Origin of the sequence: Streptomyces sp. NPDC005752 (assembly GCF_040630715.1) — a bacterium.
Lineage (GTDB): Bacteria > Actinomycetota > Actinomycetes > Streptomycetales > Streptomycetaceae > Streptomyces.
In genome coordinates this window covers 303825-321550 of sequence record NZ_JBEXYB010000001.1, presented here as the reverse complement: position 1 = coordinate 321550, position 17726 = coordinate 303825, and the positions used below count along the sequence as shown (strand labels likewise).

The window sequence follows — 17726 nt, the reverse complement described above, 5'->3', positions numbered from 1 at the left end:
CCGTACTCGCCCCCACCGTCCCCTCCCCGCCCGTCAGCCGAGGCGCCCGTCAGCCGGAGACGCTCGTCCTGCCGTTCTCGATGTGGCCCATCAGCCGGCGCCGGAAGGAGCCCTCCTCGTCCGCCGTCACCACGAGGTCGTACCAGCCGTGGGCGTCGGCCGCCGAGTGCGCGACCGTGCGGCTGCGCCCCGGCTTGACCTTGACGGTCCGGCTCCAGTCGCGCAGGTCGTCCTCGTCGACGTATCCGAGGGGCCGTACGGTGAAGGTCAGTGTCCGCCTGCCGGCGTTGCGCAGCGTGAGGTGCAGGTCCCGTTCATGGGCGTCGATGCGGGAGGAGACCTCGGCGCCTCCCGCGTCCGCTCCTTCGAACTCCCGCCGGAAGCCGTTCGGGCCGGTGACCGTGAAGCGGTACCCCTCACCGTTCAGTGGCACCGTCCACCGCGCCGTGCCCCTGACGTCCCGGTGCTGCGGAGCGGGGAACTCCTGGGCGTAGGGGTAGAGGGCGAAGTGCGCCGAGGACCGGCCGGTGTTGCTGAGGTCGACCCGCAGCCCTCCGTCCACGTGCGTCGCCCGGGCGTCGGGCTGGTACGGCAGGGGCCGGGCCGGGCGGGTGCCCGGCTCCTGGACGGGCATGCGCTGGACGACGGGCGGCTCCGGCTGCCAGCGCCCGCCGAACGGCGGTATCGCGGCGGGGATCTCCGTCTTCGGCTGCCGCCGTGCCCGGGTGAAGTCGAAGGCCGAGGTGAGGTCGCCGGTGACCTGGCGCCGCCAGGTGCCGATGTTGGGTTCCTCCACCCCGGTCCAGCGCTCCAGGAGGCGGATCACGGAGGTGTGGTCGAAGACCTCGGAGCAGACGTATCCGCCGACCGACCAGGGGGAGACGACCAGCAGGGGCACCCGTACGCCCAGCCCTGTGGGCCGGCCCTCCCAGTGCTCCTCGGTCACCTCGGGCGGGGCGACCGGCGGCGGCACGTGGTCGAAGAAGCCGTCGTTCTCGTCGTAGTTGATGAGGACGACGGTGCGGCGCCATACGTCGGGGTGCTTGCCGAGCGCGTCCAGGACCTTGTAGACGATCGTCGCGCTGTGCACCGGCGAGGAGACGCTGGGGTGCTCGGAGTCCACCGCCGAGGGGACCAGGTAGGAGACCTCGGGCAAGGTGCCCGCCGCCACGTCCCGGGCGAACTCGTCGGCGAGCGTGCCCGTCCCGACCCGGCGCAGCCCCCGCTCGAACAGGCTGCGCTCGGCGTGGGTCAGGGTGGCGACGCCCTCGTCGAGCAGGCCCAGCAGCCGCTCCCGTTCCTCGCCCTCGCCCGCCTCGCGCACGGTGGCGTAGAAGGACTCCATGTACGTGTGCCCGCCGGTCCTGGCCAGCGCCTTGCGGGCGACGGCCTTGAAGGTGGCGAAGAACTCGATCTGGTTGTCGGTGAAGTTCTCCCACTCGGTGTACGTCTTCCAGCTCCGCCCGGCCTTCTCCAGCCGCTCGGCATAGGTGCCCCAGTCGTATCCGGGGTGGGTGCCCTCGTCGTACGCGTCGTTGCCCACGGCCCGCCTGCCGTCGGCCTCGTCTCCCGTCCTGCCGCTCCACAGGTGGTTGCGGTTCGGGCTGGTGGAGCTGTGGATCGAGGAGTGGTAGGCGTCGCAGACCGTGAACGTGTCCGCGAGTTCGTAGTGCAGCGGGATGTCACCGCGGTCGTAGTAGGCCATGGTCGCGGCGGTCTTCGCGGTGACCCAGCCGTTCATCCAGCCGTCGGCCCACGCCTTGGCGCCACCGCTCCACGAGTGGTCGAGGGCGCCGATGTACTGCAGGTCCTTCTTCTGGGCCTTTGCGGCCTCGCGCACGGGGAACGGCAGCACGGTGGTGCCCAGAGGGCCCGGCTGCTCGAAGGCGGTCCCGCCGGAGGGGAGTTCGATCGCGTTGCGGTCGGCGAAGCCGCGCACTCCTCGCAGCGTCCCGAAGTAATGGTCGAAGGAACGGTTCTCCTGCATCAGGATCACCACATGCTCGATGGCTTCCAGGCCCTCACGACCCGGCCGCCCGGCCGCGGGCCCCGCGGCGATCGCCGCCTGGAGCGACGGAGGCAGGAACGATCCCGCCGCCGCGGCGCCGAGTGCGCCGCCCCCGAGCGCGAAGAGCCGCCGCCGTGACATGTCCGTGGTCAAGTGAGCCTCCCGGTTCCGTATCTACGGCAGGGAAACTAGCCACGCCGGATGGCGGCGGGAAGACCGCCGTACGGCATGGCGGTGAAGTCCCGGCCGCCCCGGGGAGGTGACGGCGCCGGCCCCGGCACGAGCAGCGAGAAGGGGGCGGTGGAACCGCAGCGCGGTTCCACCGCCCCCTTCGGGGCGCGCCGGGGATCAGCCCTCGACGCCGAGCCTCTCCAGGATCAGCTCACGTACGCGGGCCGCGTCCGCCTGGCCGCGGGTGGCCTTCATGACCGCGCCCACGAGCGCTCCGGCCGCGGCGACCTTGCCGCCGCGGATCTTGTCGGCGATCGCCGCGTTGGCCGCGATGGCCTCGTCGACTGCGGTGCCGAGCGCGCCCTCGTCGGAGACGACCTTCAGGCCGCGCTTCTCCACGACGGTGTCCGGGTCGCCCTCGCCCGCGAGGACACCCTCGAGGACCTGGCGCGCCAGCTTGTCGTTGAGGTCGCCGGAGGCGACGAGCTCCGCCACCCGGGCGACCTGCGCCGGGGTGACCGGCAGCTCGTCCAGGCTGCGGCCGGTCTCGTTGGCGTTACGGGCGAGCTCGCCCATCCACCACTTGCGGGCCTGGTCCGAGGGCGCGCCCACGTCGGTCGTGGCGACGATCAGGTCGACCGCGCCCGCGTTGAGGATGGACTGCATGTCGTGCTCGTTGACACCCCACTCCTCCTTCAGCCGCTTGCGGCGCAGCCGGGGCAGCTCGGGGAGCCCCTTGCGGAGCTCCTCGACCCAGTCGCGGGCAGGGGCGACCGGCACCAGGTCCGGCTCGGGGAAGTAGCGGTAGTCCTCGGCGTTGTCCTTGATGCGGCCGGCCGTGGTGGAGCCGTCCTCCTCGTGGAAGTGCCGGGTCTCCTGCACGATCGTCCCGCCGGAGTTCAGCACCGCGGCGTGGCGCTGGATCTCGAAACGGGCGGCACGCTCGACGGAACGCAGCGAGTTCACGTTCTTCGTCTCGGACCGCGTGCCGAACGTCTCGCGGCCGTGCGGGCGCAGCGACAGGTTGACGTCGCAGCGCATCTGGCCCATCTCCATCCGGGCCTCCGAGACGCCGAGCGCCTTGATGAGCTCGCGGAGCTCGGCGACGTACGCCTTGGCGACCTCGGGCGCGCGTGCGCCGGCCCCCTCGATCGGCTTGGTGACGATCTCGATGAGGGGGATGCCCGCGCGGTTGTAGTCGAGCAGCGAGTGGGAGGCGCCGTGGATACGGCCGGTGGCACCGCCGACGTGCGTCGACTTCCCGGTGTCCTCCTCCATGTGGGCGCGCTCGATCTGCACGCGGAAGATCTCACCGTCCTCCAGCTGGACGTCCAGATAGCCGTTGAAGGCGATCGGCTCGTCGTACTGGGAGGTCTGGAAGTTCTTCGGCATGTCCGGATAGAAGTAGTTCTTCCGGGCGAAGCGGCACCACTCGGCGATCTCGCAGTTCAGCGCGAGCCCGATCTTGATGGCGGACTCGACGCCGATCTCGTTGACGACCGGCAGCGCGCCCGGCAGTCCGAGGCAGACCGGACAGGTCTGCGAGTTGGCGTCCTGCTTGAGCTCGGTGGAGCAGCCGCAGAACATCTTGGTCCTGGTGCCGAGCTCCACATGGACCTCGAGGCCCATGACGGGGTCGTACGTCGCGAGGGCATCCTCGTACGACTCCAGGTCGATGACAGTCACGATGAAACTTTCCCTCTCAGCCCAGCAGGACGTCGTCGTCGCCGAGACGCTTGAGCTCGCGGTAGAGGATCGCAAGTCCGGTCACGATCGCGGCGGCGGATACGGCGGCGTCGATGAGCCGCAGCGTGTCGTTGTCCTGGCGGGCCATCCTCGCCTGCTTGACGACGCTGAGCGCGCCGAAGGCGGTGCTGCCCAGCGACACGTACACGCCGGACTTGGACTTCTTGAAGTTCTTGGCCTTCTTTGCCATGGCACTCACAGTGACGGAGCCTCCTCAAGCAGCGGGTGCCCCCACTTTTCCACGAAAGCGGCCTCGACGGCGGCTCCGACCTTGTACAGCCGGTCGTCCTTCATGGCGGGGGCGATGATCTGCAGCCCGACCGGCAGGCCGTCCTCCGGGGCCAGGCCGCAGGGCAGCGACATGGCGGAGTTGCCGGCCAGGTTGGTCGGAATGGTGCACAGGTCCGCGAGGTACATCGCCATCGGGTCGTCGGCACGCTCGCCGATCGGGAAGGCGGTGGTGGGCGTCGTCGGCGAGACGATGACGTCCACCTGCTCGAACGCCTTCTCGAAGTCCTGGGTGATGAGGGTGCGGACCTTCTGGGCCGAGCCGTAGTACGCGTCGTAGTAGCCGGAGCTGAGCGCGTACGTACCCAGGATGATGCGGCGCTTGACCTCGTCGCCGAAACCGGCCTCGCGGGTGAGCGCGGTGACGTCCTCGGCGGACCGCGTGCCGTCGTCGCCGACCCTCAGGCCGTAACGCATGGCGTCGAAGCGCGCCAGGTTCGAGGAGCACTCGGACGGCGCGATCAGGTAGTACGCCGAGAGAGCGAGGTCGAAGGAGGGGCAGTCCAGCTCGACGACCGTGGCGCCGAGGGACTTCAGCAGTTCGACCGACTCGTTGAACCGCTGGACCACTCCGGCCTGGTAGCCCTCGCCGGAGAACTGCTTGACCACACCGACGCGCATGCCCTGTACGGAGCCGTTGCGCGCGGCCTCGACGACCGGCGGGACCGGTGCGTCGATGGACGTCGAGTCGAGCGGGTCGTGTCCGCCGATGACCTCGTGCAGCAGCGCCGCGTCCAGGACCGTACGGGCGCAGGGGCCGCCCTGGTCCAGGGAGGACGAGAAGGCGACCATGCCGTACCGGGAGACACCGCCGTAGGTGGGCTTGACTCCGACGGTGCCGGTGACGGCCGCGGGCTGGCGGATGGAACCGCCGGTGTCCGTGCCGATGGCCAGCGGCGCCTCGAAGGATGCCAGCGCGGCGGAGGAGCCGCCGCCGGAACCGCCCGGGATACGGGTGAGGTCCCAGGGGTTTCCGGTCGGGCCGTAGGCGCTGTTCTCGGTGGAGGACCCCATGGCGAACTCGTCCATGTTGGTCTTGCCGAGGATGACGACGTCGGCCGCCCTCAGCTTCTTCGTGAGGGTCGCGTCGTACGGCGGGACCCAGCCCTCGAGGATCTTCGAGCCGACGGTGGTCGGCATGTCCTGCGTGGTGAAGATGTCCTTGAGCGCGAGCGGGACGCCGGCCAGCGGGCCGAGCTTCTCGCCCGCCTCGCGCTTGGCGTCGACGGCGCGGGCCTGCGCGAGCGCGCCCTCACGGTCGATGTGCAGGAAGGCGTGGACCTTCTCGTCGATGGCGTCGATCCGGGCCAGGTGGGCCTCGGTGACCTCGACGGCCGTCAGCTCGCCGGAGGCGATCCTCGCGGCGATCTGGGCCGCGGTGAGCTTGATGATGGTGCTGATGTCCGTCATGGCTGTTAGTCCTCCCCCAGGATCTGCGGCACCTTGAAACGCTGCTGCTCCTGGGCCGGGGCGCCGGAGAGCGCCTGCTCGGGGGTGAGCGACGGACGGACCTCGTCCGCCCGCATGACGTTGGTCAGCGGCAGCGGGTGGGAGGTCGGCGGTACGTCTTGGTCGGCGACCTCGGAGACGCGGGCGACCGCGCCGATGATGTCGTCGAGCTGACCGGCGAAGTGCTCTAGCTCTTCGCCCTTCAGCTCCAGACGCGCCAGCCGGGCGAGGTGGGCGACCTCCTCGCGCGTGATGCCAGGCATGCAGCGATCCTCAGGGGTTGGTGTGTGGTTTTGGCCCAATCCTATGGGGTCGCCGAGGGCGCCTGCGGCGGGCGGACGGAGCCCGGCCGTCGATTGAGGACAAAACGGCCGCCGGGTGCCCGTTCCCCTGTCGTGCCGGACCCCGGCCGGAACTCAGGCGGTGGCCGGTCCTGGATTCAGCGCGTGCCCCGCGGACCTGGGCGCGGGCTCGGGCCCCACCGCCGGGGCGGCCGCGGCCTCGCGCTCCGCCGGCCGCCGCCACCCGTGCTCGCCCCGCGCCCGCAGCCAGGCAGTGGTCTCCTGGGGCGGCATCGCGGCAGCGACGAGCCACCCCTGCACCGCGTCGCAGTGAAGGTCCCGCAGCCGCTCCCAGGTCTCGTCGTCCTCGACGCCCTCGGCGACGACGACCAGCCCGAGCGAGTGGGCCAGGTCGATGGTGCAGCGGACGATCTCGGCGTCCTCGTGGTCCACGGCCAGCCGTGCGACGAAGGAACGGTCGATCTTGAGCTCGCTGACCGGCAGCTTCCGCAGATGGACGAGGGAGGAGTAGCCGGTGCCGAAGTCGTCGAGGGACATCTTGACGCCGTGCCCGGTCAGCCCCGCCAGGGTGTCGGCGGCCCGCTGGGGGTCCTCCAGCAGCACGTGCTCGGTTATCTCCAGTTGCAGCGCACCGGCGGGGACCCCGTGCCGGGCGAGCCGGGCGGCGACACTGCCGGCGAAGCCGGGGGTGTGGACGTCGCGCGGCGAGACGTTGACCGCCACGGGGACGAACAGCCCCTGGGCCCGCCACCGGGCCACCTGGGCCAGCGCGGTCTCCAGCACGTACTCGGTGAGGTGGGGCATCAGCCCGGAGGACTCGGCGATCGCGATGAACTCGTCCGGGGGAACCCGGCCGCGCTCCGGGTGCACCCAGCGCACGAGCGCCTCCAGCCCGGCCACCTGGCCGTCGAAGAGGACCTTGGGCTGGTAGTGGAGTTCGACCTCGTTGGCGTCCAGGGCGCGTCGCAGATCGCCCAGCAGACCCAGCCGGTCCGGGGTGTTGCTGTCGCGCTTGGACTCGTACACCTCGACGCCCGTACGGTCCCGCTTGGCCTGGTACATGGCCACGTCGGCCCGCCTGAGCAGCCCCTCGGCGTCCAGCGCGTGGTCGGGGTGGACGGCGACACCGGCGCTCGCCTCCAGCACCAGCGTGAGCCCGTCCAGGTCGAGGGGCGAGGAGAGCTCGGCGACAAGGTGACGGGCGACGCGCTGGGCGCTGGTGGCCGAGCCCGCCGCCGGCAGCAGGACGGCGAACTCGTCCCCGCCGAGCCGCGCGGCTTCCGCGCCGCGTGGCAGTGCGAGGCGCAGCCGCTCCGCTATCTGGAGCAGGAGCCGGTCCCCGGCGAGATGGCCGAGGGTGTCGTTGACGGCCCGGAAGCGGTCGAGGTCGATGAGGACGAGCGCGGATCTGGCGCCGGTGCCGTCGGACTCCTCCAGCGCCGTCCATGTCCGTTCCAGGAGCCACTGGCGGTTGGGCAGGCCGGTGAGCGGATCCCGCAGCTGCTCCTCGGCCCGTGCGCGGGCGATCCAGAGCGTGGAGTCCAGGGCGATCAGCGGGACGGCGAAGAGCGGCAGCAGCACGGGCCTGGCGAACGCCACCACACAGATCAGCGGGGCGATCCCGAGCAGTGCGACCACGACGAGGCCCTGGCGCAGCAGTGCGGTGCGGGCGACCGTCGGCAACCCGCCGCTCTGGGACGCCCGGGCGCACCACAACAGGACGCGGGTGACGAGGAGATACGTGCCGACGGCGAGCAGCACGGTCGGTACGGCGTCGATGCCCCAGTCGAGTGGCCGCCAGGGTGCCTCGACGCTCGGCACTTCGCCTAATGCGGCCAGGACGAGGGCGGCCGCCCCGATGCCGAGTATGTCCACCGCTCCGTGCAGCAGCCCCGGCCACCAGCGATGCCGCCTGGCCGTACCGACGAGCACCACCACGACGAGGCTGACCAGCCCGGCGGCGACCCAGCCGTAGAGCAGCAGAACAGCGAGGGTGAGTGCGGCCCCGGAGCCGGTGCCGCCCCACCAGCGGTCGTGCCCGAGGGCGACCAGATGGCCCACGACGATTCCGGTGAGCAGTGCGAGCGACCAGCCGGCGGTGCCCGCGGGGAAGAGCGCCCGGCCGTCGTGGACCGTCAGGTAGAACCCGGTCAGCAGCTGCACGGTGGCGACCGCCACGACGACGGCGCCCACGTTGGACGTGAGGCCCACGAAACCATGCAGTCGCGACACCGGTGCCGCGCTCTCGGTCGGTTCCATTCCGTCCCTCTCACAGCCGGCGGTGCCGATGTCCCACGGTGGCCCCCGCTCCCATGCCACCACGGCCCGAATCCCACGACGCGGCCAAGCACGACAGGTGCTCGTTCAACAGTAGGCCGACGACGGCCCTCGCGGGCAGCGCTCTGCAGGTCTTGCCCGGATGCGGTACTGACACCCCTCGCTGTCTGATATGCGCCGGTCGGGTGATGCGGGCGGGCCGGACCGGCCTCCCGGCTCCCGCTCGTCCGCACCGTTCGCTTGATCCCCGCTCGGGCCTGCCCCCACGCGTGGCCGGCGTCTCGATCGTGCCTCGATCACGCCTCGATCACGCCTCGGCGGGGACGGCGGCCTCCCGGGCCGCGTCCGGCCCCTGACCGAGGAGCACGGCGAAGCCGTCCTCGTCGAGGACGGGCACCTTCAGCTGCATCGCCTTGTCGTACTTCGACCCCGGGTTGTCGCCCACCACCACGAAGGAGGTCTTCTTGGAGACGGATCCGGTGACCTTCGCGCCACGGCTCTGGAGTGCGTCCTTGGCGCCGTCCCTGGTGTGGGCGGTCAGCGTGCCGGTGACGACGACGGTGAGTCCCTCCAGCGGCCGCGGCCCCTCGTCCTCGCCCGCGCCCTCGTCCTCCATGCGGACCCCCGCCTCCCGCCATTTGCGCAGGATCTCGCGGTGCCAGTCCTCGGCGAACCACTGCTTGACCGAAGCGGCGATGATCGGACCCACCCCGTCCGCCGCGGCGAGCTCTTCCTCGGAGGCCTCGTCGATCCGGTCGACGGACCGGAACTGCCGGGCCAGCTCGACGGCGGCCACCGGCCCCACGTGCCGGATCGAAAGCCCTGTGAGGATCCTGGCGAGCGGGGCCTGTCTGGCCGCCGCGATGCCCTCCAGCATGCCGAGGGCGTTCTTCTTCGGCTCGCCCTGCTGGTTGGCGAACACCGTGGCGATCTTCTCCTCGCCGGTCTTCGGATCGCGCTTGGGCAGCCCGCTGTCCGGGTCCAGGACGTACGCCCGGATCGGCAGCAGTTGTTCCACCGTCAGACCGAAGAGGTCTCCCTCGTCGAGCAGCGGCGGCTCGGCGGGTTCCAGCGGCTTGGTCAGGGCCGCGGCGGCCACATAACCGAAGTGGTCGATGTCCAGGCACTTGCGGCCGGCGAGATAGGCCAGGCGCTCCCGCAACTGGGCTGGGCAGGAGCGGGCGTTCGGGCAGCGGAGGTCGATGTCGGCCTCCTTCATGGGGCGCAGCGGCGTCCCGCACTCGGGGCACTCGGACGGCATGACGAACGCGCGCTCGCTGCCGTCCCGCAGGTCGACGACCGGCCCGAGGATCTCCGGGATGACGTCGCCCGCCTTGCGGAGCACCACCGTGTCGCCGATGAGAACGCCCTTGGCCTTCACCACGTTCTGGTTGTGCAGGGTGGCGAACTCGACCTCCGATCCCGCCACCTCGACCGGCTGGACCTGCGCGTACGGCGTGACCCGGCCGGTACGGCCGACTCCGACGCGGATGTTGACCAGCTTGGTGTTGACCTCCTGCGGCGCGTACTTCCAGGCGATCGCCCAGCGCGGTGCGCGCGAGGTGGCGCCCAGCCGGCCCTGCAGGGGGATCTCGTCGAGCTTGATGACGACGCCGTCGATCTCGTGCTCGACGGACTGGCGGTTCTCACCGAAGTAGGCGATGAACTCCCTCACCTCTTCGAGGGATTCGACCACCTTGTTGTGCTTCGCGGTCGGCAGGCCCCAGTCCCGCAGCAGGTCGTACGCCTGCGAGAGGCGGTCGATGCCGAAGCCCTCACGAGCGCCGATGCCGTGCACCACCATGTGGAGCGGGCGGGTGGCGGTGACCTTCGGGTCCTTCTGCCGCAGTGAGCCGGCCGCCGCGTTGCGCGGGTTGGCGAAGGGCTTGTCGCCGGCCTCGACCAGCCGGGCGTTGAGCCCCTCGAACGCCTCCATGGGGAAGAAGACCTCGCCGCGGATCTCGACGAGCGCGGGGACGCGCTCGCCCTTGAGACGGAGCGGGATGTCGGCGATCGTGCGGACGTTCGGGGTGATGTCCTCCCCCGTGCGCCCGTCGCCGCGGGTCGCCGCGCGGGTCAGCCTGCCGTGCTCGTAGGTGAGGTTGACCGCGAGGCCGTCGACCTTGAGCTCGCACAGGAAGTGGTATCCGCCGCCGCCCACGTCCTTGGCCACGCGCTCGGCCCAGGACGCGAGTTCGGCGTCGTCGAAGGCGTTGTCCAGGGAGAGCAGACGCTCACGGTGCTCGACGGAGGTGAATTCCGTGGTGTAGGGACCCGCGACCTTCTGGGTCGGCGAGTCCGGTGTGCGCAACTCGGGGTGCTCGCCCTCGATGGCCTCCAGCGCACGCATCTGCCGGTCGAACTCGGCGTCGTCGACGACCGGCTGGTCCTTCACGTAATACCGGAAGCGGTGCTCCTCGATCTGTTCGGCGAGCAGTGCGTGCTCTTCCCGCACCTCCGCCGGCACACCGGTCAGCTGCTGCGCCTGCTGTTCGCCGGCCATCGCGTGTTCCTCCGTTGCCCCGTTGACTCTTCGGCCCGTTACTCAGGGTTGTCCGCGAGCGACCTCGCGGCCCGGGCGCAGTGGGCGAGCGCGGCGCGCGCGTACGCGGGTGACGCTCCCGCCAGCCCGCAGGACGGGGTGATCACGACGGACTCGCTCAGAGTCCCCGGGTTCAGCCCCAGCCTGCTCCACAACGTCCTGACCTCCTTGACGCTACCGCCCGGGTCCGACAATGCGGCCGAGGCGGCGTCGAGACCGGGAATCATGCCGAGGAAGAGCTGGGTGCCGCCTTCCACGGCCTCGCCGATCGCCTCCTCCTCACGCTCGGTGAGCAGGGTGAAGTCGAAGGAGACCGCGTCCACCCCGGCGCGGCGCAGCAGCGCGAAGGGCACTTCCGGGGCGCAGGAGTGGACGACGGCCGGGCTCTCACCGTTCACCGCCAGCAGGTCGCGCAGCGTCCCCTCGACGACCTGCCGGTCCACGGCGCGGTAGGTGCGGTAGCCGCTCGCCGACCTGATCCGCCCCTGCAGTACGGCGGTCAGGGAGGGCTCGTCGAGCTGGAGCACGACCTCGGCGCCGGGGATCCTGCGCCGTACCTCCGCGAGGTGGGAGCGCAGCCCCTCGGCCAGTGAGCCCGCCAGGTCGCGGCAGGCCCCGGGGTCGCCGAGCATGGCCTCGCCGCCCCGCAGTTCCAGTCCGGCGGCGAGGGTCCAGGGGCCGACGGCCTGGACCTTGAGCAGCCCCTCGTACCCCTGGGTGAACTCCTCCAGGGCGTCGAGGTCCTCGCCGAGCCAGGAACGGGCGCGGCGGGTGTCGCGGCCGGGGCGGTCGCTGATCCGCCAGCCGCTGGGCTCGACGTGACCGTACATCTCGACGAGCATGCCGACGGTCCGCCCGGTCATGTCCGCGCCGGGGCCCCGCGCGGGCAGCTCCGCCAGATACGGCATGCCCTGGCCGTCGGCGAAGGACCCGGTGACGGTCCTGGCCGACTCCCGGGCGTCTCCTCCCGGCATGGACCCGATCCCGGTGGCTGCACTCGCGCTGAACCTGCTCTTCTCGCTCACGCGGAAAGCCTACGGGCCCCGGGCGCGGGCTCTCAGCGGCCGGGGCGGACCGTCAGGTCGTTGATCTCCGCGTCGCGCGGGAGATCCAGCGCCAGCAGGATCGTGGTGGCCACCGACTCCGGATCGATCCAGCGCGAGGCGTCGTAGTCCTTGCCCTCCTGCTGGTGGACCTTGGCCTGCATGGGGCTGGCGGTGCGGCCGGGGTAGACCGAGGTGACCCTGACGCCGTTGCCGTGCTCCTCGTGGCGCAGTGAGTCGGCGAGGGCCTTGAGCCCGTGCTTGCTCGCGGCGTACGCGCCCCACTCGGCGTGTGCCGCGAGCCCGGCGCCCGAGTTCACGAAGACGACGTGGCCCTGGGTGACGCGCAGTTGCGGCAGGAGCAGCCGCGTCAGTTCGGCCGGGGAGACCAGGTTGGCGTTGAGCTGGAAGTGCCAGGCCTTGGGGGTGAGGTCGCCGATCGCGCCGAGTTCGACGACGCCCGCGATGTGCAGCAGCGAGTCGAGGCGTTCGGGCATCGGCTGCTGTCCGAACGCCCAGGAGAGGCGGTCGGGATTTCCGAGGTCGCCGACGAGCGTGCGGGCCCCGGGGTGGAGAGCGGCCAGTTCCTTGGCGCGTCCCGCGTCCCTGGCCAGCAGCACGAGTTCGTCGCCGCGTTCCAGGAGACGGCGGGCGACCGCCGCGCCGATGCCGGAGCCGGCGCCGGTGATGAGATGAGTAGGCATGCCCTCATGCTCGCATCACCGCAGGCCGGCCGGTTCCGCCAGGCCGGACGGCGTCCCGGTCGCCTCGGGCCGGCGACTGCGGCAGGTGACCGGCGTCCCGTCACCGCGGACCGGCCGGCCTGCGGGTCGGCGCCCCGGTCAGCGCAGGCCGGCCGACTCCTCCAGGTAGGCCAGCGCCCCGACGCCGTCCTTGGCGAAGAAGACCAGCTCGGTGAGAGGCAACGGCAGGAAACCCTCGTCCTCCATGCGCTGGAACTGCTGGCGCAGGCCGTCGTAGAACCCGGCGGTGTTCAGCAGCACGACGGGCTTGGTGTGCTTGCCGTGCTTCTTCAGCTCCAGGATCTCCGTGGCCTCGTCGAGCGTCCCCGTGCCACCGACCATGATCACGATCGCGTCGGACTTCTCCAGGAGCAGCGCCTTGCGCTCGGCCAGGTCCTTGGCGATCACCATCTCGTCGGCGTTCGTCCGCGCCTTCGCCGCCAGGAAATCCACCGACACCCCGACGAGCCGCCCGCCGGACTCCTGGACCCCGTCGGCGACGACCTTCATCAGCCCGCTCTCCGACCCGCCCCAGACCAGGGTGTGCCCGCCTCTGCCGAGCAGTTCGGCGAACTCGCGCGCAGGCACGGTGTAGCGGTCGTCGAGGTCGGCTGCGGAGAGGAAGACACAGATGTTCATGCGGACACCGTACGACCGGTCCACGGTGCGGGAAGAAACCGGCGCCCCACGGGGCTGAACCCGGTATGGCCTCCATCACAGGACACACCATCACCGTCGAACCTTCCGACATCCATGTGCGCGCGGTGCACGGCGGGCAGGTGCTCGCCGAGAGCCGCCGCCCGCTGGTACTGCGCGAGACGGGCTGTCCCGACCGCTACTACCTGCCGCCCGGGGACGTCCGTACGGAGCTGCTGTCGACGTCGGACACCCGTACGCACTGTCCGTTCAAGGGAGACGCGTCGTACTGGTCCCTGCCCGGAGCCGCGGACCTCGTCTGGGCATACCCGGAGCCCGAGGAGAAGGTCGCCGCGATCAAGGACCACTTCTGCTTCTACGCCACGGACGTCGTACCCGACTGACCGTCAGCAACATTTTCTCGCACCGGCGATGAGTTCCGGGCGGCCCGGCGGTCCACCCTCACATGGACAAGACTCTCTCCCGCGACGGCACGTCGATCGCGTATCGCCGCCGCGGCGACGGGCCGCCGGTGATCCTCGTCGGCGGGGCCCTGAGCACCGCCGCCGACGAGGCGCCCTTGGCCGCTCTGCTGGCCCCGCGCTTCACGGTCGTCACCTACGACCGCCGGGGCCGCGGGACGAGCGGCGACGGCGGCCCGTACACCCTCCGCCGGGAGATCGAGGACCTTGCGTCGGTCGCGGCCGCGGCGGGTGAGCGCGTCTCGCTGTTCGGGATGCTGTCGGGCGGGGCCCTGGCCCTGGAGGCGGCGGCCGAGGGCCTGCCCGTGGACCTGCTCGCGGTCTACGAGCCGCCGTACACCCCGGGTGCCGCAGGTCTGCTGTACAAGTCCCGCTGCACGGCGCTGCTGCACCGGCTGCTGGCGAGCGGTGACCGCGGCGGCGCCGTCGAGCTGTACCTGACCCGGACCGGAGTCGCGGACGAGACGATCGCCCGCATGCGCCGGGCCCCGCTCTGGGCCGGTCTCGAAGCGGTGGCGCACACCCTCGCATACGACGACGCCCTGCTGGGTGACGGCTCGGTGCCGGCCGCACGGTTCGCGTCCGTCACCGCGCGCACGCTGGTGGCGACCGGGGGCTTCAGCACCGCGTCGGCCCGGGAGACGGCCCTGGCCCTCGCGGCGGCGCTCCCCCGGGCGCGGCACCGCACACTGACCGGCCAGACCCGCGACCTGGCGCCCCAGGCGATCGCACCGGTCCTGGCGGAGTTCTTCGCCAGGAGCTCCTTCCTGCGGACGGCGGCCTGACGGGACGCCCTCGCGGGGCGTCCCCCCGCCGGTCCCGGCGGGGTGTGTGACTCGGCCGGGTCGTCGCAGGGGAGCGACCCGGCCGGCCAGGCCGTTCTCAGCCGGCCGCCGAAGCCCTCTCGCGCCGCACCGTCGTCGCGATCGTCGCCGAGCCGACGACCCGCGTCCCGTCGTACAGCACGACCGCCTGGCCGGGCGCCACACCGCGCACCGGCTCGGTGAACGTGACGTGCAGGGTGCCGTCGGTCAGCTCCGCCGTCACCTCGGTCTCGCCGCCGTGGGCGCGGAGCTGCGCGGTGTACGTGCCGGGGCCGGAGGGGGCCGTGCCGCACCAGCGGGGCTTGATCGCGGTCAGCGCCGTGACGTCCAGGGCCTCCACCGGGCCGACCGTCACCGTGTTGTTCACCGGGGAGATGTCCAGGACGTAGCGCGGCTTGCCGTCGGGGGCGGGGTGGCCGATGCGCAGGCCCTTGCGCTGGCCGATGGTGAAGCCGAACGCGCCCTCGTGGGTGCCCACCTTGGACCCCGACTCGTCGAGAATGTCGCCCTCGGCCGGGCCGCCGAGGCGGCCGGCCAGGAAGCCCTGGGTGTCGCCGTCGGCGATGAAGCAGATGTCGTGGCTGTCGGGCTTCTTGGCGACCGCGAGGCCCCGGCGCTCGGCCTCGGCCCTGATCTCGTCCTTGGTGGTGAGGGTGTCACCGAGCGGGAACATCGCGTGGGCGAGCTGCTTCTCGTCCAGGACGCCGAGGACGTAGCTCTGGTCCTTGGCCATGTCCGAGGCGCGGTGCATCTCCCGGGTGCCGTCGTCCTTGAGCACGACCGTGGCGTAGTGGCCGGTGCAGACCGCGTCGAAGCCGAGGGCCAGCGCCTTGTCGAGCAGCGCGGCGAACTTGATCTTCTCGTTGCAGCGCAGGCAGGGGTTGGGCGTGCGCCCGGCCTCGTACTCCGCGACGAAGTCGTCCACGACGTCCTCGCGGAAGCGTTCCGCAAGGTCCCAGACGTAGAACGGGATGCCGATGACGTCCGCCGCACGGCGGGCGTCCCGGGAATCCTCGATGGTGCAACAGCCGCGCGCGCCCGTACGGAAGGACTGCGGGTTCGCGGAGAGGGCGAGGTGCACACCGGTCACGTCGTGGCCTGCCTCGGCGGCTCGGGCCGCCGCGACGGCGGAGTCGACTCCGCCCGACATGGCGGCGAGCACACGGAGGGGGCGCTGGGAGGTCTGAGTCATAGCTCGTCCAGAGTACGGGGCGCCGGGAACCGAATGCTCGCGGATAAGCGTTGAGCAGCACATGGGGAACAACGGGAGTGCCGGGTCGCCGGGGAAAAGCCCTGGCCACGGCATCAGTCGGCGCACACTGCTGATCGGCGGCGGGGTCGCCGCGGCGGGCACGGCCGCTCTGTCGGTGGACGAGGTGAGGCGCCTGTGGTGGCGGGTGCCGGGCGTGGAGAAGCCCCGCAAGGAAGGTGAGCTGGACTACACCCCGGCGCGCTGGATCGCGGCCTCCGAGGGGAACTGGCGGCGGGCCGACCGCCCCGACGACTACGGCGTGGACCGGGTGATCATCCACGTCACGCAGGGCAGTTACGCCAGCGCGGTCCAGGTCTTCCAGGACCCGGCGCACCAGGCGGCGACGCACTACATCGTCGGACAGAACGGCCGGGTGACGCAGATGATCCGGGAGCTCGACGTGGCGTACCACGCGGGCAACCGCTCGTTCAACGAGCGCAGCGTCGGCATCGAACACGAAGGCTTCGTGGACCGCCCGCAGGACTTCACGGCCCAGATGTACGAGTCCTCCGCCCGGCTGACCGCCGCGATATGCGAGCGGTACGGGATCCCGGTGGACCGCGAGCACGTCATCGGGCACGTCGAGGTGCCCGGCACGGACCACACCGATCCCGGACCGCACTGGGACTGGCCCCGCTACATGAAGCTCGTGCGCGCGGCGTCCACAGCCGGGGTGCGGGCTAGCTGAGCCCTGCCGTCCTGGCCCGCTCGACCGCGGGGCCGATCGCCCGCGCGAGTTCCTCCACGTCCTGCCGAGTCGAGGTGTGGCCGAGCGAGAAGCGCAGCGTGCCGCGTGCCAGGGCGGGGTCGGTGCCCGTGGCCAGCAGCACATGGCTGGGCTGGGCGATGCCGGCGGTGCACGCCGATCCCGTGGAGCATTCGATGCCCTGGGCGTCGAGCAGCAGCAGGAGGGAGTCGCCCTCGCAGCCCGGGAAGGTGAAGTGGGCGTTGGCAGGCAGCCGTCCGCCGGGGGCCGGGTCGCCGCCGAGAACGGCATCGGGGACGGCCTTCAGTACGGCGGCGGCCAGTTCGTCCCGGAGCGCGCCGATCCCACGGGCGAATTCCGCGCGGCCGTCGGCGGCGTGCCGGCCGGCCACGGCGAACGCGGCCACGGCGGGTACGTCGAGCGTGCCCGAGCGCACATGCCGCTCCTGGCCGCCGCCGTGCAGGACGGGCACGGGGGTCTGGTCACGGCCGAGCAGCAGCGCGCCGATACCGAACGGGCCGCCTATCTTGTGCGCGCTGACCGTCATGGCAGCCAGCCCGGAACGGGCGAAGTCGACCTCCAGCTGCCCGAACGCCTGCACCGCGTCGGCGTGCACGGGGACGCCGAACTCGCCGGCCACCTCGGCCAGTTCACGAATCGGCATGATCGTGCCGATCTCGTTGTTGGCCCACATCACGGTGACCAGGGCCACGTCGTCGGGGTCGCGGGCGAGCGCCTCGCGCAGCGCCTGTGGGTACACCCGCCCGTACGCGTCCACCGGCAGGTATTCGACGGTGGCGCCCTCGTGTTCGGCGAGCCAGTCCACGGCGTCGAGGACGGCGTGGTGCTCCACAGGGCTGGCGAGGACCCGGGTGCGCCGGGGGTCGGCGTCGCGGCGGGCCCAGTAGAGGCCCTTCACGGCGAGGTTGTCGGCCTCGGTGCCGCCGGAGGTCAGGACCACCTCGCTGGGGCGTGCGCCGAGGGCGTCGGCGAGGGTCTCTCTGGACTCCTCGACGGTACGGCGGGCCCGGCGCCCGGCGGCGTGCAATGAGGACGCGTTGCCGGTGACGGCGAGCTGCGCGGTCATCGCCGCGATCGCCTCCGGAAGCATCGGCGTGGTCGCGGCGTGGTCGAGGTAAGCCATGGTGGTGACGATTCTACGAGCCCGTGGCGCGGGGCGTACCGAGGGCGGTGCCCGGCGCCCCCGGTCCCCGCTCGTGACGGCACGGGCGGGACCGGCCCCGGGCACCCCCGAAG

At 71.7% G+C, this 17726-nt stretch carries 15 protein-coding genes; 3 read left to right on the top strand and 12 right to left on the bottom strand.

The features are described from left to right. Positions 1–49 precede the first annotated feature (49 nt). From ABZ441_RS01430 to ABZ441_RS01385, 10 genes are all read right to left on the bottom strand, one after another. Positions 50–2161 (bottom strand): phosphocholine-specific phospholipase C, encoded by a 2112-nt coding sequence (locus tag ABZ441_RS01430; protein WP_358966628.1) that lies wholly within the window; start codon positions 2159–2161, stop codon positions 50–52. Positions 2162–2356: 195 nt separating this feature from the next. After that, a complete protein-coding gene (gatB, locus tag ABZ441_RS01425) occupies positions 2357–3865 on the bottom strand; it encodes an Asp-tRNA(Asn)/Glu-tRNA(Gln) amidotransferase subunit GatB (protein WP_358966625.1) in 1509 nt (502 codons plus the stop codon). A gap of 16 nt (positions 3866–3881) precedes the next feature. After that, entirely contained in the window at positions 3882–4115 is a 234-nt protein-coding gene (locus ABZ441_RS01420; protein ID WP_205023014.1) for a hypothetical protein, read from the bottom strand. A gap of 5 nt (positions 4116–4120) precedes the next feature. Continuing rightward, positions 4121–5623, bottom strand: a complete 1503-nt coding sequence (gatA, locus tag ABZ441_RS01415) for an Asp-tRNA(Asn)/Glu-tRNA(Gln) amidotransferase subunit GatA (RefSeq protein ID WP_358966622.1) — start codon at positions 5621–5623, stop codon at positions 4121–4123. Positions 5624–5628: 5 nt separating this feature from the next. Continuing rightward, complete coding sequence (gene gatC / locus ABZ441_RS01410) at positions 5629–5925, bottom strand: Asp-tRNA(Asn)/Glu-tRNA(Gln) amidotransferase subunit GatC (RefSeq protein ID WP_014153935.1); 297 nt, start codon at positions 5923–5925, stop codon at positions 5629–5631. Between the two features lie 153 nt (positions 5926–6078). Next, entirely contained in the window at positions 6079–8223 is a 2145-nt protein-coding gene (locus tag ABZ441_RS01405) for a bifunctional diguanylate cyclase/phosphodiesterase (protein ID WP_358966619.1), read from the bottom strand. Positions 8224–8548: 325 nt separating this feature from the next. Next, positions 8549–10744, bottom strand: coding sequence for an NAD-dependent DNA ligase LigA (gene ligA / locus ABZ441_RS01400; protein ID WP_358966616.1), 2196 nt, complete (start codon positions 10742–10744; stop codon positions 8549–8551). Between the two features lie 38 nt (positions 10745–10782). Continuing rightward, positions 10783–11808 carry a methionine synthase gene (locus ABZ441_RS01395; protein ID WP_358966613.1) on the bottom strand — a complete coding sequence of 342 codons (1026 nt, stop codon included), beginning with the start codon at positions 11806–11808 and terminating at the stop codon, positions 10783–10785. A 32-nt stretch (positions 11809–11840) separates the two neighbouring features. Then, positions 11841–12530, bottom strand: a complete 690-nt coding sequence (locus tag ABZ441_RS01390) for an SDR family oxidoreductase (RefSeq protein ID WP_358966610.1) — start codon at positions 12528–12530, stop codon at positions 11841–11843. 138 nt (positions 12531–12668) lie between these two features. Then, positions 12669–13208, bottom strand: a complete 540-nt coding sequence (locus tag ABZ441_RS01385) for a TIGR00730 family Rossman fold protein (RefSeq protein ID WP_358966607.1) — start codon at positions 13206–13208, stop codon at positions 12669–12671. A 65-nt stretch (positions 13209–13273) separates the two neighbouring features. Between ABZ441_RS01385 and ABZ441_RS01380 the strand changes: the two genes are divergently transcribed. Both ABZ441_RS01380 and ABZ441_RS01375 read left to right on the top strand, forming a co-directional pair. Next, the gene (locus ABZ441_RS01380) at positions 13274–13609 is read left to right on the top strand and encodes a DUF427 domain-containing protein (RefSeq protein ID WP_358966604.1); all 336 of its coding nucleotides are present in this window, start codon (positions 13274–13276) and stop codon (positions 13607–13609) included. 62 nt (positions 13610–13671) lie between these two features. Beyond that, positions 13672–14472, top strand: coding sequence for an alpha/beta fold hydrolase (locus ABZ441_RS01375; protein WP_358966601.1), 801 nt, complete (start codon positions 13672–13674; stop codon positions 14470–14472). Positions 14473–14569: 97 nt separating this feature from the next. Here the strand turns inward: ABZ441_RS01375 and mnmA are convergent, their stop codons facing one another. Next, positions 14570–15703, bottom strand: a complete 1134-nt coding sequence (mnmA, locus tag ABZ441_RS01370) for a tRNA 2-thiouridine(34) synthase MnmA (RefSeq protein WP_358966598.1) — start codon at positions 15701–15703, stop codon at positions 14570–14572. Positions 15704–15764: 61 nt separating this feature from the next. Here mnmA and ABZ441_RS01365 point away from each other — a divergent pair, with 61 nt between their 5' ends. Continuing rightward, positions 15765–16451: an N-acetylmuramoyl-L-alanine amidase gene (locus ABZ441_RS01365; RefSeq protein ID WP_358966596.1), complete on the top strand. Its 687-nt coding sequence runs from the start codon at positions 15765–15767 to the stop codon at positions 16449–16451. Here the strand turns inward: ABZ441_RS01365 and ABZ441_RS01360 are convergent. Further along, positions 16444–17613, bottom strand: coding sequence for a cysteine desulfurase family protein (locus ABZ441_RS01360; RefSeq protein WP_358966593.1), 1170 nt, complete (start codon positions 17611–17613; stop codon positions 16444–16446). The two genes, ABZ441_RS01365 and ABZ441_RS01360, sit on opposite strands and share 8 nt — an antisense overlap. Between the last annotated feature and the right edge of the window lie 113 nt (positions 17614–17726).